Origin of the sequence: Colwellia sp. BRX10-1 (assembly GCF_014077545.1) — a bacterium.
GTDB lineage: Bacteria > Pseudomonadota > Gammaproteobacteria > Enterobacterales > Alteromonadaceae > Colwellia_A.
The window spans coordinates 48,788-72,278 of the sequence record NZ_JACGWC010000016.1; the positions used below are offsets into that span (position 1 = coordinate 48,788).

Sequence of the window (23,491 nt, forward strand, 5' to 3'; positions counted from 1 at the left end):
GAATACGGTGGGTAGATTTAATGAGAAAATTGTAATTTCATTGGCTATTCAACAACTACAAAACTTTTATGAGCAAGTGTTCAGTGTTTAAAGTGTCTAGTACCATAATGAAAACAGTTACGTTAAATTAATACCAACTGACAGGGAGTTACATAGCCAACTATTGAGTTACCAAGATGTACATTATTTACTGATAATCTGATGGCGAAACACCTGTCCATTTCTTAAATGCCCTAGAAAAACTTGATGGCGAATTAAAACCCAGCCGATAAGAAATTTGAATTAAACTAAGTCTGTTTTGCTTTAATAGCATTTGCGCATGATTGATTTTTTTGGTTTTCAATAAAGTACTAAAGTCAGTATTAAAGCGTTTTAAACGGCGTTGCAAGGTCTTGACACTAATGTTCATCTGCTCAGCTACAAAAACGATATTTAGATTATTTGAAGCAATATTTTCTGTCATTAAATTCTCAATATCAGAGAGTAATTGAATATAAGTTTTAGACAATTTATTATCTACGAAGGGCTCTAAACCAATCGAGTGCGTTGAAAATAAATTTTTGGTCGCAAGAACATTTTTCTTAAAAACAATGACATATTTCCCGCTATCGGTGTACGTAACCGGATAGTCAAATGTTTTTTCAAAGCTGTTTCTTTGACTTTTTAAATCAAGCGTTATCTTTGAAATAATATCTAAGTGGGCAGGAAATATTTGATTAATTATTTTATAAACCAGACAAAATCCAATTTCTAGTGTCGTTCTATGGACATTAACCAGCTCTGCCCGCGATGAAACAACTAATAAGTTGCAATCGCCCTTAACGACTAAAGTGACCTCAATCAATTTATTCATTTGCTCACTAGCAAAAATAATTTTTTCTAATAAATCACCTAGCGATTTAGCATCTGCTACGATGACACCCGTATGACGTAAGAAATGCAGTTGAAAAATAGCAGCCACTGCAGCAGGTAAGGCATCTAAGCCTGAATATACTGCAATATTATCATATAGCTTAAGCACAACGTCCCGTTGAATAGAATCTAACTCACGTAAAGAAGCGACGTTAATACCTACTGACGATAATAATTTGTTTGCTGGTAAATTTTGTTGTTGCAACGCCATATAAATAAGACGTATCCAGCTACCGTCAACGAACTGCTTTATATCGTAGCTATTTTGCTCTGGGTGGATAATTGCATAATTTAGTTTTTTAACCACGTCCATGGGCTTCCAAAATAGATTTATCTTACATAATTGACAATGAGTATTAGATAAAACTACTTACTGCAGTAAAGGTCCTACTTAAGACATTAATCATATGTTTTTTAACAATTTTAGTCTTAACCCACGAAGTCTTTATCTTCACCGTTAAGGACATTTTTAATTGCAGAATATTATTATGCTCAGACAGTATCTAAATCCAATTTCATCTTCAATCAGGGAAACCCCCTACAAAATGTTGTTTTATTGTGGTAAATATTGCTGAATTTTAAAGTGGCGACGTAAGTATCGATGAGTTTTATTATCTACTGTGCTATTATTTTCAAAAAGTTCAGGTAATTGCTTGGGGGTGTTAACTTAAACACGCTTAGCCCATTTTCATTAACTGCTGTCTGTACTATGGCTACTTCACCTTCTCATTTAAGTGTTATCGACATGGATCTATTTTCATCTTTATTTGAACAGCCGATTAATCTTTTGCCATATGATGGTGATGTCGATTATTTTGGTGAAATTATCTCTTTAGACGATAGCGACTATTACTTTAATCGCTTACTTAACGGTATTGATTGGCGTTGTGACCAAGCAGTTATATTTGGCAAAACTATTGAAACAAAAAGAAAAGTGGCTTGGCATGCTGCTGAATGTTTTAGCTATACCTACTCAAATATTACTAAAACAGCGTTGCCTTTTACCGATGATTTGCTTTCATTAAAAGCTCTTGTCGAGCGCCATAGTGGTGAAACTTATAATTCATGCTTACTTAACCTTTATCACAGTGGAGAAGAAGGCATGGCTTGGCACAGCGATGGTGAAAAAGATTTAAAGGACCAAGGTGCGATTGCATCGTTAAGTTTTGGTGCTGAAAGAAAGTTTGCTTTTAAGCACAAGATATCAAAAGAAGTCATTACCTTACCCCTTAAAGCGGGCAGTTTGTTAGTCATGAAAGGGCCAACACAACAGCATTGGCTACATCGTTTACCACCAACTAAACTCATTAAAGACGCAAGGATAAACCTTACGTTTAGAACGATTGTTAACACATAACGTATTATCGTTAACAAGAGTAATTTTCGTCACTTTATATAAGCAAGGTGATGAATATGCCGCCATTAACCGTCAAACTATGCTTTATTGTCAACTTCCTTAGGCCCTAGTCAACCGCTAATCAACGGGCTTACTCGACACTATCTGTTGACAATGCCTTATATAAGATTAAAAAAATATCAATATGCCCTATTCATTTTCATAAGTTTTTCGATAGATTTTAGTCAGTTTTTTAAGTCGTAGTTGGTCAAAAATCAGTGAAAATAATGGTGATGAGTTTAATTTAGGGGCTTTACCTTTGCCAATACGTTGTAACTGACGTTTGGTAATAGCCATAGTTGCAAGTGCGGCTAAAGTTTTATCTTGCCATTTTACTTGAGGTAAAATGGCTACCGCGTCTGGTGACGTTTTCCAGCGTTGAGGAAGATTTGGACTAAATGCCAGTGCTCTGCCAATGCCGACCATATCTACGCCTTCATCTACTACTTTTTGTGCAATCGCTAAACGGACAATGCCTCCTGTTGTCATAATTGGCATAGGAGCTTGTTTGGCAATTTCTTTCGCAAACTCAAGAAAATAAGCTTCTCTATTTAGGGGCTGTCCATCAGCTGTATTACCTTGCATTGCTGGGCTTTCATAGCTACCACCTGACAATTCAACTAAATCTACGTTTAAATGGCCAAGTTCTTTTACCACAACTAAGGCATCTTGTGCATCGAAACCACCACGTTGGAAATCTGCGGAGTTTAACTTAACCGCTATCGCTATATTTTCAGGTATAACTAGCTTGACCGCTTTAACAATTTCAAAAAGGAGGCGAGCACGGTTTTCAAGGCTGCCACCCCAGTTATCATTTCTCTTATTGGTCAGCGGCGACAAAAATTGTGATAACAAGTAACCATGGGCTGCGTGGATCTCGATACCATGAAACCCAGCTTCAACAGCACGTGATGCTGTGACAACAAATCGCTGAATTAATGCTTGAATTTCAAGCTCGGTCATCGGACTTGGTTTACTAAATAACTGACTATGCTTTCCCATATCCAATGCAATATCTGAAGGAGAGAATACCTGCCCTCCCATAGCAGCATAGACTTGTCGGCCAGGATGGTTTATTTGCATCCATATTTTTGTGCCATTTTTGCTTGCTATTTCAGCCCACTTCTTAAAGGGCTCTAAGGGTGTATCTGCCTCTAAAGCAATACCTCCTGGACCGGTCATTGCACGGTGATCTACCATGACATTACCCGTAATAAGCAGGCCAGTACCTCCCGCAGCCCATGTTTTATATAGTTGAAAAATATCATCGCCGGGTAAATGGCCTTCAACAGCCATATTTTCTTCCATCGCGGCTTTTGCTAAACGATTTGGCAAAATTGCGCCATTAGGAAGAGTTATCGGTGTAAATACAGAGTGACTCAAGTAGAACTCCTGTTAATAAGTTTAACGAGCTGGATTTTGTAAGAGTATAAGCTTAAAGTTAACTTTAATGTCAACAGTTTACATACGCATAAAGTGGGTACCGATGAAAATCAGCGAGTTAGCAAAAATAAGTGGTATAACAGCCTCTACTATACGGTTTTATGAAGCCAAAGGATTAATCCCTAAAATACAAAGAAATATAAATGGTTATCGACATTATTCGCAAGATAGTGTGCAGCGTTTAGCAACGATTGAATGTGCGAAGCGGCTAGGTTTTAGATTGGCAGATATCTTAAATGTTTTAGCAGATAGTGGCGTAACTGAAGGACTTGATCACAACAAAATAGTCGAACAACTTGATATACGCTTGCTTGAGGCAGAGAGTTTAATTAAGGGACTATTAGCACAACGAGACGAAATAGTATTATTTAAACAACGCTTACAAGAGAGCTGGCAACAAGGTAAATGCTTAGCGGTGGACGAAATACTTTCAGCAGATAAAAGGTAAAACAGGGATAAAAAACTGATGAATCAGCTTGTTAGGCTCTCATTATTAAAGGTCGCTAAAGTCAACCAAAGGTAGATTTTCAAAGCCCGGTCTGGCAAAAAAGTAACCTTGCATTAGTTCAATACCAAAATCACGTAAACAGCGGTATTCTTCTTTAGTCTCTATTCCCTCAGCAAGCGGAGTAATGTTTAGGTCATTAAAAATATTTAAACAATTTTTTACTATTGACTGACGAACCTTATCTTCATTAATGTTACGGATTAATCCCATATCAATTTTTACGATGTTAGTTTGAAAATCAGCTAATAAACCCAAACCAGCATACCCTGCACCAAAGTCATCTATTGCAGTTTTAAAGCCTATTTTATTATAAGACTCAACAATATTCTTAATAAAAGCGGTATCATCAATTTTTTCAACTTCGGTAAATTCAAACATTATTTTTTCAATGGGAAAGCCATACTTCTTGGCTGCCTCCAATGTTGTGCGAATGCAACGCTCAGGTTTATATATAGCGTTGGGGAGAAAATTTATGCTGAGCATAGATTGAAGTTTTAACTTGGAGGCAAGAGCTATCGCTTTAACTCGGCAAAGCTGATCAAATAAATAACGGTTATCGTCGTTTACCTGCGATATTATTGAATAAGCGGATTCGTTATTTAATCCACGTACTAATGCCTCATAGCCATAAATTTGCTGGGTAGTACAGTTAATGATTGGCTGAAAAGCCATAGTAAAATCAAAGTCAAGGCTACCTTTATCTGCGCAGTTAGCACATGAAAATCTGTCATAGATTATAGGTTGTTCTTTCATTTTATTACTCTCATTAGATAACACCTAATTTCTAGCTAATAATTTATAATTATATGCAAAAATAATCAACCTTAATCCAATATTGTAGCTGTATATCAGTAATTAACACTCAATAATTTATATTAATGACCTTAAATATGATCACCTGAACAACAGATAGGCTGTTTGCTGAGCAATGATGCTGATTCTCTATCTAGATATTGTTTAACGAAGGATGAAATATTGTCTTGTCGCACCGGTAATTAGTGTGGTCGACACGAATAACGCGCCAACCTGAGTAAAACCGATCACTAAAGGTAAAAACTGTAAAATTAATTTTAGCTATTACATATCTTATTGTAAGCACTAATCGCAATTAATCTCAGCTAATTCACCTTGTATATAAGTGGCTTTAACCGCACGGTCATCCCCTAATATAGTGAAAGAAAAAAGTTTCTCTGCCAATGATTGGCACTGCTCTAGCCGTAATTTCATTAATGGTGTTGCATGATAATCTAAGACTATAAAGTCAGCCTCACAACCCACTTGAAAATTACCTACTGTACCTTCTAAGTCTAGCGCCCTTGCGCCACCTAAAGTTGCCAAATAGAAAGATTGTAATGAATCTAATTTTTTGCCTCTTAACTGCTGCGTTTTATAGGCATCTTTTAAGGTTTCTAATAGTGAAAAACTGGTTCCTGCGCCTATATCTGTACCTAGACCCACTTTAATATTGTGTTGCTGGGCGACATCAAGTTTAAACAGACCACTCCCTAAAAACAGGTTTGAGCTTGGACAAAATGACAAGGCTGAATTAGATTGAGATAAGTCACTATATTCAGCATCACATAAATGTATACCATGAGCAAAAACACTACGACTGCCAAGTAATTGATGCTTTTTATAAACATCTAAATAATTTTCGCAATCGGGATTAAGCGATTTAACCCATTCAATTTCTTTTAAATTTTCAGACAAATGGGTTTGCATATAAACACCTGGGTGCTCTTTTAATAGTTGCCCAGCCAAGCTTAACTGTTCATCACTACTGGTTGGCGCAAACCTTGGGGTGATAGCATATTGCAAACGCCCTTTACCATGCCAATCTTTGATAAGTTGCTCAGACTGCTGATAACTACTTTGCGCGGTATCGAGTAAATAGTCAGGAGCATTCCTATCCATCATCACTTTGCCAGCAATCATGCGGAGATTTTTGGCTAAAGCCACTTCAAAAAAGGCATTAACTGACTCAGCATGGACAGTGCCAAAAACTAATGCGGTTGTTGTGCCGTTAGCAAGCAATTGATTGAGGAAAAATTCACTGATTTTACTGGCGTATGCTTTATCAGCAAACTTTTTTTCGGTCGGAAAGGTATAATCTTCTAACCATTGTAATAATTGTTCACCATAACTCCCTATCATCTCAGTTTGAGGATAATGGATATGAGTATCAATAAAGCCTGGGACAATCAGGCCATTTTCAATATGTTGAATCTCTAGGGAATGCTCTAAATCAGCTAACATAGCTTTAGCTGTGCCCAACTGTTTAACCTTGCCATTTTCTATCAGCAAAATACCATCTTCAAAATACTGGTAGCTGCTTTGCTCTGCTTGCTCTTTATCTTGGCAAAGCGTCGAGGCTGGGTCTTCGACAAAATGTAAAATCTCACCGCGAAATGCTTTTACTGACATCGACTTAATCGCTCCGGTTATCTAAATTGAAATGTATGGTAATTTTATTTTCTAAAGCGATTTCATCGCAGTTTTTACCGACACCTTTTCGGTCAACAACTAAGAAATCAGCGGTTTCACTTAAAGCTAAACTATAATGATGCCAAGTACCTTTGTGGTAATTAACACCTTGGTTGCCTGTAGCAAGAAATACGGCTAATTTAGTCACATCAAATTCGCCCGCAGGCCCAACAACCACCAGATAAGCGTTAGCAGACAAAGGATAAAAAGCCTGGCTTGATAAAGGATGACGTTCCATACAGTCAATGGTTATTTGACCTATACCGGCGTTGATCTGACAGCATTCTTTAGGTGACGAGCGAAAAACACTGATAATACCTTGCCCTGCTTCCTCACTAACATCTAGCGTCGCTAATGCATGATATCTTTGTGTAAGCCCATAATTTATTGATATTTTTTCTACTTGATCATTGACTTCAATCACATCACCAAAAGCTTGAAACGCTTTTTGGCTTAGTGGTTTAGCATGTAAAATCATCTTAGCTGCCACGGTAAGTTGAGTAACCAAAAGCGGTCAGTAATAATGGAATATGATAGTGTTCACCATCACCACTGATATCAAAAACAATATCAACATAGGGATAAAAAGCTTGCTCATTCAGCGCGTTAAAATAATCACTGATCGCAAAATGAACGCGATAACTCCCCGCAGGCAATATTCGTTCTTTATCAAGTAAGGCCGGCACTCGCCCATCACTGTTTGTTTGGCCTTGTGCCAAAAGTGACCACTGTGCTTGGATACTATTGTCACCATCATTTGAACCCTTAAGTTCAAAGAGAGAAATAGTAATACCAGCAGCGGGTTTACCGCGACTAGTGTCTAATATATGTGAAGTTATTTGACTCATAAACTTAGGTCTCTTTTACGTTTGAAGCAGTAGTGGTAGTTTCAGCAATCATTTTTTCGATTCTTAACTGAAATATTTTTCGTTGTTCTTCTGCTGCATTAATGATTTCTTCCGTGCGATTATTCGCGTAACGTTTTACCAATATATCTAACATCTGCGTGGCTGTTTTACCTGTGGCACAAACAATAAAAATGAAACCAAATTTTTCTTGATAGTCATCATTTAATTGCTTTAACTCACTTAATGCTTGTTCTGTCGCTGTGTTAACACCCGATTGTTCTCCCGCGGCAATCTTCTCTGTCGAGCGGTATTTTTCTCTTAGGCTAGACACATCGCCAATTTTAGGGTGCCCTTCAAAAGCCTGCAAATAATCGGCTTCTGTAAGGTTTTTCCAGCTGATATCAGCGTGTGCAGATAACGCCGCTAAATTGTTATATGGCATAGCAGCCACCATGCGGCTTACCCAAGTATTGGCTGTACAGCACTGCATAAAGGCCAAGTGGGCCGCCTGAGGTTGCAAAGCATTTAACACGATAATCGACATAACGTTTCCTTATTCAAGGTAACCAATAATGCCCTTTTTCTTAAGAGCATTATTAGGATAAATATATAATTTGATCTCATTATTATGCGGTTTTTAACCTGTCGCTGTTAATAATAAGTGTTGCCGCTTTTATACCTTCTAGGGTAAAAACGCCTGTTGAACCTAAGGTAAAGTTATTCATTAATCTTATCTGTAATCGGTTTGCTATCAGTTACTTTATTTTTGCTTCGACCGGTAACATGGAGATTAGTCGCGCTATTAAGTAACGGCGTTAACGCTTTGAAACTGATACCTTGCGCGGTAGTTGACTGATGACCTGCATGGTCGTCTTTTTGATATAAACCAATAATTTCAGCCGCAATTGATACCGCAACTTCCATAGGACGTTTACCCGGCACGGCACTTAAACCAATAGGACAAGTGAGCTGTTCAATAGCCTGCTGACTAAATTCTCGATGTTTTAAGCGATGCTGAAAGCGTTTCCATTTTGTCTCAGAACCAATTAAACCGGCATACGCAAAATCACCACGCTTTAACAGCGCCTGGCATAGTTCAAAATCTAATTGATGATTATGGGTCATAATGATAAAAAAACTGCCTGCAGGCATGCTAGCTATTTCATCTACCGGATTGTCACTAACAACACACTCAATATTAGCCGGCGCATTTGCCAGCATCTGAACAGGAAACTGTTCTTGGCGATTATCAACCCATTTTAGCTGGCAAGGTAAGTCAGCAAGGATGGTCGTTAACGCTTTACCAACATGGCCGGCGCCAAAAAGCATTATTTGAGTTTTACAAGCTGCAAAGCTTTCAAATAATACGCTACAATCTCCGCCGCAACATTGCCCTAAGGAAGCACCTAAAGAAAAGTGCTCGATATGTTGATTCTTATCTTCGTCTGCTAATAATTGTTGCGCTATCGCGATAGACTTAAACTCTAAGTGACCACCACCAATAGTGTCATAAGTGCTATTGGCACTCACCACCATCTTAGTACCAGAATTTCTAGGCGCTGAGCCATGCACACCAATAATTGTTAGCAAGACAAAGGCCTCTCCTTTGATCTTTAATGAACTAACCGCTTCAGACCAACTTTGTCGGTTATTCATCGGCTGCCATCCCTTGCTGGGCGGTTATTAATTGCACCGCCTTTAAAACTCGCTCTGGTGTGGCAGGAGTATCAAGCGACGGAATAACACCTTTGGCTCTATCTTTTGTAGCAACAGAGTTAGCAATAGCGGCGCGCAGCGCTGACCAGACAGAAATAGCCAACATAAACGGTGGCTCGCCTACCGCTTTAGAATGGTAAATGGTCGCTTCACGATTAGGAGAATCTTTCAACAACTCAACGTTAAAAACTTTTGGTGCGTCGCTAATAGCAGGAATTTTATAGGTGGCCGGCCCAGTCGTTAACAAACGTCCCTTATCATTCCAATGTAATTCTTCAGTGGTTAACCAACCGACGCCTTGAATATAACCACCTTCAATTTGGCCTATATCTATCGCAGGGTTTAAAGAGTCACCAACATCATGAAGGATATCGGTTTGTAATAACTTGTATTCACCGCTCAGCGTATCGATTAACACTTCAGATACTGAAGCACCCATCGCAAAATAGAAAAACGGTCGACCTTGGGCATTTTCTCGATCGTAATAAATTTTTGGCGTTCGATAAAAACCGGTCGACGATAAAGACACCCGAGCAAAATACGCTTTTTGGACTAACTCTACAAAACTGAGTTTATGTTCACCGGCATCGATTAAATCGTCACTAAAAGTTATCTCGTTACTCTCAACAGCAAAGTGCTCGACAGCAAAATCAATTAACCTTTGTTTAATTGTTTGTGCAGCGTTTTGAGCGGCTTTACCATTGAGATCGGTACCTGAAGAAGCCGCTGTTGGTGAAGCATTAGGGACTTTGTCGGTCCGCGTTGCTGATACTTTTACCTTATCAACGGCGATACCAAAAACTTGTGCAACGATTTGGGCAATTTTAGTATGCAACCCTTGGCCCATTTCAGTGCCGCCATGTGTAACATCAACACTTCCGTCGGTATAAATATTAATCAGCGCCCCGGCTTGATTAAGATGCTGAGCAGTAAACGAAATACCAAATTTAACTGGTGTTAGTGAAATACCTTTTTTAAGAAATTTACTGCCGGCATTAAATTCATCAATTTCTTGGCAACGCTCGGCATAACGAGAGCTATGCTCAAGTTTGGTTATCATCTCAGCTAAATTATTGTGCTCTACTTGCTGATGGTACGGGGTAATATTGCGCGTATCTGTACCGTAAAGGTTAGCTTTACGCACAGCAAGTGGATCTAATCCTAGAGAGTAAGCAATATCATCCATGACACACTCAATAATCATCATACCTTGTGGACCACCAAAACCTCGAAAGGCGGTATTGGAGGCGGTATTCGTCTTACAACGATTACCGATAATACTGACATGGTCCAAGTAATAACCATTATCAGCATGAAACATGGCTCTGTCGACGATGGCATCTGATAAATCAGGTGAGTAACCACAATTACCATTGACCGTTATATCTATGCCTTCAATAACACCTTGACCATTAAACCCCACTTGATAATGATTTTCAAAAGGATGACGTTTACCGGTCATCATCATATCGTCGCTACGATTTAAACGCAGTTTTACCGCTTTTTGGGTTTTATCGGCAAGTACCGCCGCTAAACAAGACCAACCAGCCGCTTGTGTTTCTTTGCCGCCAAAACCACCACCCATACGTTTCATATCGACAACGACGCGGTTAAAAGGAATACCTAACACTTCTGCCACAAGTTTTTGAACTTCAGCAGGATGTTGGCTAGATGAATAAACGGTCATTCCGCCATCTTCGGTGGGAATAACACTGGCTATTTGACCTTCCAAATAAAAATGCTCTTGGCCACCAATGGTAATCTCACCACTCAGCTGATGCTTAGCTTGCTCAATAGCAGTGGCACTATCACCACGTTTCATACTATGCGGTGGACGAACAAAACTCTTAGCTTCTAACGCTTGTTTAATAGTCAGTACTGGTGTTTTTTCTTTATAGTCAATTTTTGCCAACGCTACCGCTTGTTTTGCTAACTCATGGCTCGTCGCAGCGACCGCAAAGATAGCTTGACCATAAAATTCAACGACATCTTTGGTGAGTATTGGATCGCCCGGAAAAACAGGACCAATATCAGTATGACCAACAATGTCATCTAAGGTAATAACAGCAACTACACCCTTGGCGGCGCGTACTGCCGATAAATCTATCGCGGTAATATTACCACTGGCAATCGTTGCCATACCCACAGCAGCATGCAATTGCCCTAACGACTCTAATTTGTCATCGGTATAAACGGCTTTGCCGGTAACATGCATTTCAGCACTTTCATGCTTGGTCGATTGCCCAACCGCACCAGAACTTTTTTTACTTTCAAGACCTTTATCAATTTTACTTAATTTACGCATGAGTCACTCCTTTCCCTTTAAAGGTATCGACTTCAAAGGTTTCGATTCGGGTTGCTGCATGCGTTTGCTCTAGTTCATAAAAGCATTTTCTCACTAAGTTTTTTGCCACTTGTAAGCGATATTCACTGCTCGCGCGCACATCTGACATCGGAGAGAAGTCTTTTGCTAATGCTGTCATCGCTAAAGCAATATTTTGTTCGCTAGGCTCTTTACCCATTAAAGCTTGTTCACAGGAAAAAGCGCGTTTTGGGATGCCTGCCATACCGCCAAAAGCAATGGTAATATTAGCCACTTTTTTATTGGCAAACTTAATATAGAAACAGGCAAGTACCGTTGAGATGTCGTCATCTAAACGTTTTGATATTTTAAAGACTTTGAGATATTTATTACTGTTAGCTTTTGGAATTTCAATACGTTCAATGAACTCACCACTTTCGAGTTGTGTCACTTTGTAATCAACAAAGTAATCTTCAACAGATATTTCACGAGTTCGCTCGCCTTTGCGAAGCACTAACTTAGCACCTAAGGCGATTAACACGGGTGGCGTGTCTCCAATAGGAGAAGCATTACCGACATTTCCCCCTAACGTGCCCGAGTTTCTCACCTGAGTTGAACCAAGGCGATAAAGCATTTGACCAAATTCTGGATAATGCTGGCTTAATAACTGATGGCTTTGCTCATAGCTCACCATAGCGCCAATGGACAAAGTTTCTGTTGTTTCATTAATTTGTGCAAGCTCGCGCACATTGCTCATCGAAATCATGGTTTGTATTTGCGCCATACCTTGGGTAACGCTTAACGCTAAATCTGTACCACCGGCTAACAATTTAGCTTTCGGGTATTGTTCAACCAATTTTGCTAATTTATCTAAGGTATAAGGAAGATAAAGACTCTTGCCATTATTGTGCAGTTCAACAGTTTCTTGTTGCTGAGCTATGAGTTTTAATTGCTTAATAGTCGCCGCTTGCTCGTGCTCAAACTGATCAACGTCATTGTTATCACAAGCTTGTTTTGCCGCTTCAGTAATAGAGCGATAGCCAGTACAGCGGCACAAGTTACCCGCTAAGCCATGCTCGATGTCTTTGTCTAGATCAACAGCAGGAGAATTATCTGTCGCATCAATAAACTTGGCTTGCGCTAAATTTTTCTTTAATGAAAAAAGTGACATTACAAAACCAGGAGTACAAAAGCCACATTGTGAGCCATGGCAATCGACCATAGCTTGTTGAACACTATGTAATTTATTTCCTTGCTGTAAGTCTTCTACTGTAACAAGCTGTTTGCCATGAAGTGCAGATAAAAAAGTAATGCAGGTATTAATCGATTGATAGCTAAGATGTTCGGTTATTGTTTGACTTTTTGCTGATTGAACCACTTCAGCAAGCACTGCTGTACAGGCACCACAGTCTCCTGAAGCACAACCTTCTTTCGTCCCTTTTCGACTCAACTCTTCTCTTAAATAGTTGAGTACCGTCATATTAGGATCACAATTTTCGATAACTTTACGTTCGTTATTTAACAAAAATTGAATTTTATTTTCTGACATATGGTTAATTACCTATACAAATATGCGTACTAAAACTAAAGAATACTTTCTAGAGTAACTTCAATCATTTCGCCAAATTTTAACTGACGATCTTCTGCTGACATTTTTTCGCCCGTTTTAATATGATCACTTACTGTTAGCAGGCATAGCGCTTTTTTACCTAATTCAGCAGCAACGCCATAAAGACCAGCCGCTTCCATTTCTACCGCAAGAATGCCATATTGTTCTAACTTCGCGAATACTTCAAATTCTGGTACATAAAACAAGTCAGCTGAAAAAACATTACCTACTTTCGGCGTTTTGCCTAAACGCTTCGCGGTGCTAACCACTTTTTCGAGTAACTCATAGTTAGCTATAGCCGCAAAATCATAATTATTCAATCGTTGACGATTAACATTAGAGTCGGTGCTGGCACCCATAGCAATAACGATATCTTCAAGTTGTATATCGTCACGAATTGAACCACAACTACCAACACGAATAATATTTTCAACGCCATAATCTCGGTAAAGCTCAGTCGCATAAATAGACATCGAAGGGATCCCCATACCTGAGCCCATCACTGAAATACGTTTACCTTTGTATTCGCCCGTGTAACCAAACATATTTCTAACTTCGGTGACCTGTTTAACATTGGTTAGGTAGTTGTCTGCGATGAATTTTGCACGTAAAGGATCACCCGGCATGATAACCGTTTCGGCAAAATCTCCGACATTAGCTGAGATATGTGGTGTTGGCATAATAAATTTTCCTAATAGTTCAGAGATGTTTTAATTATTTTATAGCTATTTATTTTCACATAATAGAAATAACCTGACACCAGTGTCAAGTAAAATCATAATTCTGCTAAAATTAAACCCTAAATTGACTATTAACTTTATTGTTGAAATAGCTTATATTTGCCACCCTGGTAATAAATGCTGCAAAGATGATTGATTAATATGCCAATAATAAAGAATCAACAACCAAACACGTCATCAACCGGGCGGGTCAGAAAAAAGAATCAATTGATCATTTTAAAAGCTGCCGAGCAAGATTTCTTAGAGCATGGTTTTAAAGGGGCATCAATAAAAGGCATTGCTGAACGCGCCGGTATCCCACGGGCAAATGTTCATTATTATTATAAAAATAAAGAAGCTATTTACTCTGATATATTATTAGAAATTCTTACCTTATGGGATTCATCCATTATTACCTCGACTGAAGAACCTGCTAAAGTCTTAGGTGATTATATTCTTGCTAAGGTGATGTATTCAAAAACTAATCCTGAAGCATCTCGGATATTTGCTGGTGAATTTATCCACGGTGCTCCTCGCTTGCAGGAATACTTAAAAACCAGTTTTAAAACTTGGATAGATGAGGTTAAAGCGACTATTGAAGGCTGGATTAAGCAAGGTAAGATGGACCCAATTGATCCACTTTATTTACTCTTTACTATTTGGGGAGCCACGCAACATTATGCTGATTTTGCCCCACAAGTTAACGCAGCCATGGGTAAAGATAAGTTAAGTAATGAAGACTTTGAACAAGTGGCTAAAACCCTTACCCAGATAATTCTTAAAGGTTGTGGTATCAGTAAGTAAAAAATTTACACTGATAGATATGAACATAAAAAAAGCATTTCACTTTTAAAAATGAAATGCCTTAACGTTACTTTGTTAGCTAATACTTTAAAAGCTATGAATAAGAGAAGTTCCCTTAATTAATTACCCCAGATACTGTCAACATATTCAGGGTGGTCAACAAAAGGATTACGGTTGCCTTGATGACCAAGTGCCGCTTCATTTCGATCTATTTCTTTTTGACTGACCGGGTCATTGGTATGCCAACGTAATAACATTTCTAATTGCCATAATTCAAAAACTTGATTACTACTACCATCTAAAATAGCATCACCATACACCGAATTATTCTGCCAGCCGCCAATCAAGTTTTCATAACGCGTCGCCATGTAAAATTGTGCGCGGGCTAAATCACCTTTAAATTCATCAATGGGTTCAAACACAGTACCGCTATAACCTAAAGTCGTGGTTGCTGAGCCTAATTTACTGTTATTAGTTGAAGTAAAAGATGCTGTGGCAACTTCACCGTAAGGGTAACCACCGCGTTTCGAATTAACAAAGCCGTCGGTTGCATAGATGTGATGAACATCAGAGTTCATTGGCTCTACTTTGCCGCCAAACCAGCTTTTTGGGAAAGTATGTTCTCGATTATAACAACCGCCTTCACCGCTATAATTACCACACTGATCGGTGACTTTAATAAAATTATAATTGTCACTCACCAGCGGATTTTCAGAATATATATCTAATATAGAGCCATCATTTTCAAAATAAACATCCAAAGAATGGTTTTCATAGAAGGTCCATAGCGCTGAATAGCCCTGATTTGCATGATCTTTGATTAAATTATAAAGCTCTGTTTTTAACGGGTAACCTGATGTCGAGCTAATGCCGTCATAATAGGTACCAGAATAAGTGCCTGAGCCACTGCCTCCTCCACCCGGAATTCCGCCTGTGTTACCTAAAGTAAAGGTTTTGGTTTCACTACTGTTGAAGTCACCACCGTTAATTAATGCAGTTCCAGCAAGAGAAAATTCATAAGAGCCATTGCCGTAAGTACAGCAAATACCATCACCATAAGTATCATTAATGGTAAAAGTATAATCATCATCGGCTAAACAATAACTTTCATTATAACTGGTCGAACTTTCGTAGTTATTACCACTAGCAACTTCTTGATTACTCGTGTTGGTTAATGTCCAACTAGTTTCGTAACCGTAATTATCTGTGGTTAAACTAAAAGTCACATTATTGGTACTGCAACTACCTGTCCCACCGCCCGATGCTTGAGTAGGTTGAAAATAGTCAACATAGACAATTTCAGAACCATCAAAACCGGCAATGTCGTAAAAACGTAAGCCAACAGCAATATCTGACGTTGCGCTTGCGGTATAACTATGGGTAACTTGTTGCCATTGATTAACTAGACTTTCATTCGAGTAGCCCTGATAGCCATCGATATATAAACGCGCTTTAATACTACCTTCTGTATGGTAAACCCAAACAGAAAATTCGTAAGTTTGCCCTGCAACAACACTAACCAGTTGTTGAATGTCGGTAGAACCTTGTGTACCGGTATTAACGGTAATTTCAGCTGAACTCAAACCTTCTTGAAAAACAGTGGTATTTTTATTCACGCTAATACCAGAATCAATCGTCGTCCAACCCGAGGGGGAGCCTGCTAACCATGTTTCAAAGCTTCCATTATTAACGTCTGCAACAGCATAGTGGCTGGTAGCACAGAGTAATAAAGCAGCAATATTATTTTTATAGTTCATTTATATACCTTATGTTTTTATTAAATAATGGTAACACTCCCTATATTATCCATAATGCTTGCAACTCCGTAATAAAACCCGAATAAAACGTACACAAATACAGTGCAAATTTGACACGACACCAAGATAAATAATCTTAACCAAGTAGTCAACAAATAACAAAAAGTAATAGTGCAGATTGTATATTAATACCACAGCATAAATTATTATCTAATGGCTGTGGCATTACTTTTAAATTATTATTACCAAACGTTAACTTTTTTAACAGCCTCATCAACAGTAAAAATAAAGTACGCCATTAATACTTTACCCAGAGCTTACTCTCAAAACGACTAAGACCAACAATGCCGCCACTTAAACCGATATACTTCCTCCAAAAATCGCTATGGACGGCGCCGATAGCAACAGGTTTAGTAACGGCGACTGGCAGTATGTCTTTTTTACAATAGCTACTTTGTTCATCAAATATATTGGTTGATAGTATAGAAACAACTTGTACTTTTTGTCCTTGCGCGGTCAGTACTTTGCCAGCATTTAAAGTAAGTTCAACTTCTATAGCCTGTCGCAATTAAGATAACCTCTGGTGCCCCTTTACAAGTGGTTAATACGCAGGCACCTTTTTTCAATATTTGCTAACTGTGATTCATTGCGGGGTATGGCTGATAAATTTTGACGTGAAAAATTAATGCACTGGTGATTTTTAAACGCCATTTTCCAAACAACAGTAGATTCAGTGGCATCACAAGGACGCCAAGTTGTCAGGTTAGGTATAGTAGGTAAATTGGTTAGTTGTTCTATCGGTTAATGCGTTGGGTCATCTTCTCCTTGCCCAAAGGAAACATAGCATTAGTTAACTTTTTACGTGGCAAGAGGGTTACTCCTACTTTAGGTTTCATTGTTTATGATACTATTATTTAAAATATTATTTTCTTGTCCAATTGGTCAAGTAAAACTTGACACATATGACAAGATAGTATTATTTTAATGATGACTCTATAGAAGAAAAATGCTGCTCGATATTGAAAAATATTGCTAAATAAAGCTTAAGAGTAAAAATAATTATTTGAAACGTTGATTATTTTATAGAGATTATTTGAACTAACGGATCACTGATATTTCAATGAAAATGTTACAGAATAACGTTGGTTCTTTTTAAAAACTTAGGGAACAAATATAAAATGAACAAACTAAGACTGTCAAAAATAGCCAGTGCGATTGTGATCGCTGTTGGCTTATCGACTTCTGCAATGGCTGCAGATACCTCGTCTTCAATGCGAGGTAAAATTCTAAGCCCTACGGGCGAAGCCGCTAGTAATGTTAAAATCACCGTTATTCATGAGCCTTCAAAAACTAGCCGTGAGTTTATGACAAATGCCACAGGTACCTTTACCGCTAAAGGTTTACGTGTTGGTGGTCCTTATACTGTTATTATTGATTCAGACACATATAGTGATACCACTTTAGATAATATTTTTCTTAATCTTGGTGATACTCATCGTATTAGCCAACAACTACAAGCAGATAATATTGAACGTATTCAAGTAACAGGCTCAAGTTTTCTTCAAAAATCAGGTGGTTCAAGCAGTATTTTTGGAGCAGAGCTTATTCAGAATACGCCAAGTTTTAACCGCGATATTAAAGACATTGCCCGTTTAAACCCATTAGCAAGTATTAATGGTAACGGCGAGTTAATTATTGCTGGTGGTAACCCACGTTCAAACAGTTTAACCGTTGATGGTATTGGCCAGAATGATGACTTTGGACTTAACTATGGTGGCTACCCAACAGAGCAACCACCAATATCGTTAGATGCTATTGCGCAAATATCAGTCGATGTGTCACCATTTTCAGCACAAAAAGGTAACTTTGGTGGTGGTACCATTAATGCAGTGACTAAATCAGGATCTAATGAATTTAAATTTTCAGGCTTTGCTGAAACTTCAACACCGGATATGGCTGGTGATGTTCAAACAATCGATATAGCAACTGAAGTTTATTATACTGATTCAGACGTTGATAAAAAGAACCCCAGAGTACGTAATATATTAGATGATGATGACCATCAAACATTTGTTACGAAAACGGTTGCCCCTATCAAAACACAATCACGTTTTGGTTTTAACGTTGGCGGCCCTATTATAGAAGACAAACTATTTTTCTTTGTTAACTATAGTAACTGGTCTAGTGAGTTGGCCATGGATTATGGTTTCCAAGGCAGCGGCGCTACCCATGAATACGATATTTCTCAAGAGCAATTTGATGACTTCAATACAATTTTAGGTGATGTTTATGGCCGCACTGATTCTTTAGGTGGCGATCAAGAAGACACCAATGAAACGTTATTAGCTAAATTAAGCTGGAACATCAATGATGATCACCGACTTGATTTCACCTACCAATGGCAAGATGATCAAGATGAACGTAATGCCGGTACCGGTGGTACAACCGTTAGCATGGCATCAAACCGCTATACTTATGCAACTACATTTAATAACTTCGCCACTAAAATTTATTCAGACTGGACTAATGACTTCAGTACTGAAATGGGCATAAGCTACAAAGATGTTGCAACAGATAGCAATACTAATAGTGATATCGGTGAAATAACCGCTATTACAGAATATCGTGGTCCACAGTTTGTTTTTGGACAAGACCAGTTCCGTCATGCCAATGAATCAGCCACTCAAAACCTGACATTGTCGTTAGATGCGACTTACTTGATGGATGACCATGAAATTAATTTTGGTCTCCAATATGAAGATTTAAACTTATACAACTTATTTGGGGCTAATTCACTAGGGTCTTGGGAGTTTGCAAGCTTTAAAGATTTTGCCGCACGTGATTTAGCTAGATATGGCGAATTTACTTATCAAAATTCCTATACCGGCGATACTCAAGACCTTGCTTACGATGTTTCACGTAGCCAACTATCCTTTTATATTGAAGACAACTTCGACCTAACAGACGATATCAATGTTACTGCAGGTGTTCGTTATGAACGATTATCATCAAGCGACAAACCAACACTTAATAGCAAATTTCAAGAAACTTACGGTTACACTAACCAGGAAAATCTTGACGGTTTAGATATTATTTTACCACGGGTTAATATTGAATGGAGATTCTCTGAAAAACTAACACTTTCTGCGGGTATTGGTCGTTTTCAAGGTGGTATCCCAAATGTTTGGTATAACAACCCATTTCAAAATGACGGTATTACGCTGGTTGCTGCATCAAGTAAAGTGGTTGAAGATTATTATAAAGATAGACTTGTTGAGATTGACTTCAATGTTCCTAGCGAAATAATCAGCTCACTTGAAAAAGGCGCTGGTAGTACAAACTATACTGACCCGAATTTCAAACTCCCTTCAAGTTGGCGTAGCCGCATTGCCGCAGATTACACTTTTGACATTGATGGCTTAGGCGAAAACTTTAACTGGTCAACAGAGTTGATGTACCATGTTAAAGAAAATGAAGCTGTTTGGAAAAATACCGCATTACTTTATCCTATTACCGCTGCTGATGGTGAACGTCTAATCTATGAAAGCCGTTACACCGGTGATGTAAAGGATAACTTTGATATTCAAATGACTAACGCGCAAGACAATGGTCGCTCTATTATCTTCTCAACAGCGCTAGCAAAGCGTTGGGACAACGGCTTAAGTATGACCATGTCTTACGCTCATCAAGATATCGAAGAAAATCACGCAGGCTCATCATCACGCGCACAAAGTAACTACAAAAATAATGTTATTAAAAGCCGTAATATTGATTTCGTTGCTCGTGGTAATTATGAAGTTGAGCATAACCTAAAAATTAACTTAGGCTATGAAACTGAGTTTTTTGCCGGTTATAAAACCAATATCAACTTATTCTTTGAACGTCGTTCAGGCCGTCCATTTAGCTGGGTAACAGGTAACTATCAAGATGAAGACTTAGGTGATACTCGCGACTTTTATTCAAACTCGGCTTACTTAGCGTACATTCCAACAGGTGCTGAAGATCCAAATGTAAATTGGACCGATTCAGGAATGAAATGGAACGAGTTAGAAGCGCTTTTAGACCGAGCAGGTATTAGCGAACGAGGTGAAATTCTTGACCGTAATACTGGCACACAACCTTGGGTAACAACTATGGATCTAAGCATTAAGCAACAGATCCCAGGTTTTGCAGAAGGTCATAAAGGTGAAGTATTCTTGATGGTGAACAATTTTGCTAACATGTTAAATGATGACTGGGGTGTTGAAAAGCGAATGGGCTATCCACAACAAGCTATTTATGATTTTGCTGGTTTAGATGGTGATGGTAAATATAAAATAGATAAAGTTTATAATGGCTCTGATACTCGCAGTTACGATCGAACAGTATTAGGCTCATCTGGTTGGCAGATGAAGGTAGGTATTAACTACAAATTCTAATACCAATTGGTAAAACTGCTTAATAACAGTTTTGTATAAAAATCGAACGGCTTTGATTTAATTCAAAGCCGTTTTTTTATTTTACGGCTAACTTTTAACTGATAAGAATGCTCACAAATATCATTACCTGCTGGGGTTTATCTAGCGCCCCCCAGAAGAATAAGCTTATGTTTTAATTAATTTATATTTTAAGTAATACAGAGGGCTGCAACCATACCAACGTTTAAATGCGCGATTAAAAGAACTTTGATCGTTAAAGCCAAGTTTTAAGGCGATAGTACCTAAGGGATATTTGCCCATATAGCCTTGTAACCGCCTTTTACGTTCGCTTTCAAGTAAATAAGCAAACGAGGTCTGTTGTTGTTTTAACTGACGTTGTACCGTTCGAACTGTCATGTTTAAAGCACTTGCTGTGCGTATTAAATTGCAATCGTCCAAATCATTTTTAGCCATTAGGAGATGGCTTATTTTCTCGGCTAAGCACTGTTGGCTTTTAAAACCTGACAATTGCTGCGCCGATACTTGTTTAAGTGCTAAATTAATAGCGGCGTTATCAGTTTTAAAAGGCAGTGCTAAATAGCTACTAGGAAAGATAATTTGATTATATTGTGCATTAGTTTTAATCGGGCAGTTAAACCAATCAGCGAGTCTCTTTATTTCAATATCAGGCCAAGACTCAGTAAAAAAAATATAACTAGGTGAAAGCTGGGAGTTAAGCAATTGGCGAATAACACTGACCCAAGCCGTCATATTACGTAAAATAGCCTGCGGGCTGCAGCTTGCGTCTGGCAACCATCGAATAATAGCAATATCTTCTTGTTGTTCAAATTCAGCCTTGCCGATATCAGCGACCAAACGGTCATAAATTAACAGCGATGAAATTGCGCTTGCTAAATTATTACTCGATTCGATGAGATAACCCAGCACACCAAAATCGGCGGCTCTGATCTGCTGACCTAATTTAAATCCAAAAATTGGCTCATTTAGAGTCTGTTGCGCATAATCAAGCAGTGCATTATAACTGCCTAAACTAATGCGAGGCGCTAACTGTTGTGCTTGCTTATTAGCGTATTCATCAAAGTGTATCGCTGACAAAACGCTTTGACTCTCTAAACCAAGCGTTTCAAGGTAATCAAGGCAACTTGTATAATAATGATCGGCCAACGTAGTCATTTGTCACCTAAAGCTAAAAAATGGTCATCTATGAGCAAGTCTGCCACGGAAGTTTTTTTTATACTAGTGGTAATTATCAAGAGTGGTGGTGGTAACTATGATCTCAATAACCTTAAAACAGAATATTAATGCAACGTCGCAACAAATTTGCGAGACCTTACTAGAGCACCAGCAATTAAGTCGTTTTTTTGATGCAACTTTTAGCCTGATTCAACCACAAAATAAAGATGAACTAAAAGGTGGTAAAGGCGCTATTAGGCAAATAAAAATCAGTGGCATTCAATTTGCTGAGCGTATTATTAGCGCTGACCATCGCCATATAAGTTATCAAATAATAGGTAATAAACCCGTTGCAGAGCATCGCGGCGACATTTATTTTAATGAAAATGATTTGGCTAAAGATAGTAGCACCCCGGCAACCACTGAAGTTACCTACCATATTAGCTGCAAAGCCCCCTGGTGGTTACCGAGCTTTATACTGGCTTTTTTTATTAGAAAAGATTTAGTGCAAGCACTTAAAAAATTAGCGTTACACTTTAAAGGTGACATGGTATGTCCATAGAAATTATTTTACTGGCGCTAAGCCCAGTCTTTATTATTTTTGTTACGTTAGAATTTATTAAATATCGCAGCTATTACGATATCAAAGACAGCTTCGCCAACACGGCACTGGCTTTGATGCATCAAGGTGCAGATGCTATAGCCTTACTGATTTTAATGCCCTTTTTTTATTGGCTTTATGATTATCGATTATTTGATATAGCGCTAACCCCTATCAGTATTTTTGGCGCCTTTATCTTGCAAGATTTCTTGTATTATTGGTTTCATAAGGCATCGCACCATATTCATTGGTTATGGGCCGCGCATGTGGTTCATCATAGTTCGACCAAAATGAACTTTACTACCGCCTTTAGACAGAGCTTAATGTATCCGCTTGCCGGTATGTGGCTATTTTGGTTGCCGATGATATTACTAGGTTTTGACCCCATTACCGTATTTACTGTAGTCGCACTTAATTTGGCTTATCAATTTTTTGTCCACACTCAAGTTGTGAATAAGTTAGGGTGGTTCGAAAAAGTTTTTAATACCCCATCGCATCACAGGGTTCACCATGCAATAAATGCGGGTTACCTGGATAAAAATTTTGCTGGGGTACTGATTATTTGGGATAAATTATTTGGCACCTTTGCCGAAGAAGAATCTGGAAAACCTTGTAAATACGGTATTATTGGACAACTGCACAGTAATAATCCACTGACGATTACCTTTCATCAATGGCGTTATTTAATAAGCAGTATGTTGACCAGTAAAGGCATGAAAGCAAAACTGAAGGTACTCTTTGGATATCCGACCAGCTCCGTTAAAGAGAAATAAGTGAGATAACCGCTAAGCTTTGCTGGTT

At 38.4% G+C, this 23,491-nt stretch carries 20 protein-coding genes; 6 read left to right on the forward strand and 14 right to left on the reverse strand.

The features are described from left to right. Window positions 1–187: 187 nt before the first annotated feature. Window positions 188–1,225 carry an AraC family transcriptional regulator gene (locus tag H4J75_RS13365; RefSeq protein WP_182222422.1) on the reverse strand — a complete coding sequence of 346 codons (1,038 nt, stop codon included), beginning with the start codon at window positions 1,223–1,225 and terminating at the stop codon, window positions 188–190. 396 nt (window positions 1,226–1,621) lie between these two features. On the opposite strand from H4J75_RS13365, the gene H4J75_RS13370 reads away from it, so the two are divergent. After that, window positions 1,622–2,269: an alpha-ketoglutarate-dependent dioxygenase AlkB gene (locus H4J75_RS13370; protein WP_259364918.1), complete on the forward strand. Its 648-nt coding sequence runs from the start codon at window positions 1,622–1,624 to the stop codon at window positions 2,267–2,269. 189 nt (window positions 2,270–2,458) lie between these two features. Here H4J75_RS13370 and H4J75_RS13375 read toward each other — a convergent pair whose 3' ends face one another. Next, on the reverse strand, window positions 2,459–3,691 hold the full coding sequence (locus tag H4J75_RS13375; protein WP_182222423.1) for an NADH:flavin oxidoreductase/NADH oxidase family protein: 1,233 nt from the start codon (window positions 3,689–3,691) through the stop codon (window positions 2,459–2,461). Between the two features lie 67 nt (window positions 3,692–3,758). Here H4J75_RS13375 and H4J75_RS13380 point away from each other — a divergent pair, with 67 nt between their 5' ends. After that, complete coding sequence (locus H4J75_RS13380) at window positions 3,759–4,199, forward strand: MerR family transcriptional regulator (protein ID WP_182222424.1); 441 nt, start codon at window positions 3,759–3,761, stop codon at window positions 4,197–4,199. Between the two features lie 45 nt (window positions 4,200–4,244). On the opposite strand, the gene H4J75_RS13385 is transcribed toward H4J75_RS13380, so the two are convergent. From H4J75_RS13385 to deoD, 9 genes are all read right to left on the reverse strand, one after another. Further along, window positions 4,245–5,012, reverse strand: coding sequence for an EAL domain-containing protein (locus H4J75_RS13385; protein WP_182222425.1), 768 nt, complete (start codon window positions 5,010–5,012; stop codon window positions 4,245–4,247). Window positions 5,013–5,357: 345 nt separating this feature from the next. Then, window positions 5,358–6,683 (reverse strand): guanine deaminase, encoded by a 1,326-nt coding sequence (gene guaD / locus H4J75_RS13390; RefSeq protein ID WP_182222426.1) that lies wholly within the window; start codon window positions 6,681–6,683, stop codon window positions 5,358–5,360. 4 nt (window positions 6,684–6,687) lie between these two features. Further along, window positions 6,688–7,221: an ureidoglycolate lyase gene (locus H4J75_RS13395; RefSeq protein ID WP_182215979.1), complete on the reverse strand. Its 534-nt coding sequence runs from the start codon at window positions 7,219–7,221 to the stop codon at window positions 6,688–6,690. A 1-nt stretch (window position 7,222) separates the two neighbouring features. Beyond that, the gene (uraH, locus tag H4J75_RS13400; RefSeq protein ID WP_182215978.1) at window positions 7,223–7,591 is read right to left on the reverse strand and encodes a hydroxyisourate hydrolase; all 369 of its coding nucleotides are present in this window, start codon (window positions 7,589–7,591) and stop codon (window positions 7,223–7,225) included. Between the two features lie 4 nt (window positions 7,592–7,595). After that, window positions 7,596–8,135 carry a 2-oxo-4-hydroxy-4-carboxy-5-ureidoimidazoline decarboxylase gene (uraD, locus tag H4J75_RS13405; protein WP_182222427.1) on the reverse strand — a complete coding sequence of 180 codons (540 nt, stop codon included), beginning with the start codon at window positions 8,133–8,135 and terminating at the stop codon, window positions 7,596–7,598. A 173-nt stretch (window positions 8,136–8,308) separates the two neighbouring features. After that, window positions 8,309–9,247: a xanthine dehydrogenase accessory protein XdhC gene (gene xdhC, locus H4J75_RS13410; RefSeq protein ID WP_182222428.1), complete on the reverse strand. Its 939-nt coding sequence runs from the start codon at window positions 9,245–9,247 to the stop codon at window positions 8,309–8,311. Further along, the gene (xdhB, locus tag H4J75_RS13415) at window positions 9,240–11,612 is read right to left on the reverse strand and encodes a xanthine dehydrogenase molybdopterin binding subunit (protein ID WP_182222429.1); all 2,373 of its coding nucleotides are present in this window, start codon (window positions 11,610–11,612) and stop codon (window positions 9,240–9,242) included. Before xdhB ends, xdhC begins: the two co-directional genes overlap by 8 nt. Next, window positions 11,605–13,158 carry a xanthine dehydrogenase small subunit gene (xdhA, locus tag H4J75_RS13420; protein WP_182222430.1) on the reverse strand — a complete coding sequence of 518 codons (1,554 nt, stop codon included), beginning with the start codon at window positions 13,156–13,158 and terminating at the stop codon, window positions 11,605–11,607. Before xdhA ends, xdhB begins: the two co-directional genes overlap by 8 nt. 35 nt (window positions 13,159–13,193) lie before the next feature. Then, window positions 13,194–13,898, reverse strand: a complete 705-nt coding sequence (gene deoD, locus H4J75_RS13425) for a purine-nucleoside phosphorylase (protein WP_182215970.1) — start codon at window positions 13,896–13,898, stop codon at window positions 13,194–13,196. 201 nt (window positions 13,899–14,099) lie between these two features. On the opposite strand from deoD, the gene H4J75_RS13430 reads away from it, so the two are divergent. Beyond that, on the forward strand, window positions 14,100–14,741 hold the full coding sequence (locus H4J75_RS13430) for a TetR/AcrR family transcriptional regulator (protein ID WP_182215968.1): 642 nt from the start codon (window positions 14,100–14,102) through the stop codon (window positions 14,739–14,741). A gap of 119 nt (window positions 14,742–14,860) precedes the next feature. On the opposite strand, the gene H4J75_RS13435 is transcribed toward H4J75_RS13430, so the two are convergent. Both H4J75_RS13435 and H4J75_RS13440 read right to left on the reverse strand, forming a co-directional pair. Continuing rightward, the gene (locus tag H4J75_RS13435; protein WP_182215966.1) at window positions 14,861–16,498 is read right to left on the reverse strand and encodes an endonuclease; all 1,638 of its coding nucleotides are present in this window, start codon (window positions 16,496–16,498) and stop codon (window positions 14,861–14,863) included. 298 nt (window positions 16,499–16,796) lie between these two features. After that, complete coding sequence (locus H4J75_RS13440; RefSeq protein WP_182222431.1) at window positions 16,797–17,066, reverse strand: transketolase-like TK C-terminal-containing protein; 270 nt, start codon at window positions 17,064–17,066, stop codon at window positions 16,797–16,799. A gap of 610 nt (window positions 17,067–17,676) precedes the next feature. Here H4J75_RS13440 and H4J75_RS13445 point away from each other — a divergent pair. Beyond that, window positions 17,677–20,916, forward strand: a complete 3,240-nt coding sequence (locus H4J75_RS13445; protein WP_182222432.1) for a TonB-dependent receptor — start codon at window positions 17,677–17,679, stop codon at window positions 20,914–20,916. 165 nt (window positions 20,917–21,081) lie between these two features. Here H4J75_RS13445 and H4J75_RS13450 read toward each other — a convergent pair whose 3' ends face one another. Further along, window positions 21,082–22,089: an AraC family transcriptional regulator gene (locus tag H4J75_RS13450; RefSeq protein WP_182222433.1), complete on the reverse strand. Its 1,008-nt coding sequence runs from the start codon at window positions 22,087–22,089 to the stop codon at window positions 21,082–21,084. Between the two features lie 97 nt (window positions 22,090–22,186). Between H4J75_RS13450 and H4J75_RS13455 the strand changes: the two genes are divergently transcribed. Both H4J75_RS13455 and H4J75_RS13460 read left to right on the forward strand, forming a co-directional pair. Further along, window positions 22,187–22,651 (forward strand): SRPBCC family protein, encoded by a 465-nt coding sequence (locus H4J75_RS13455; RefSeq protein WP_182222434.1) that lies wholly within the window; start codon window positions 22,187–22,189, stop codon window positions 22,649–22,651. Beyond that, a complete protein-coding gene (locus tag H4J75_RS13460; RefSeq protein ID WP_182222435.1) occupies window positions 22,642–23,463 on the forward strand; it encodes a sterol desaturase family protein in 822 nt (273 codons plus the stop codon). The genes H4J75_RS13455 and H4J75_RS13460 overlap by 10 nt, the downstream gene beginning before the upstream one ends. Window positions 23,464–23,491 lie beyond the last annotated feature (28 nt).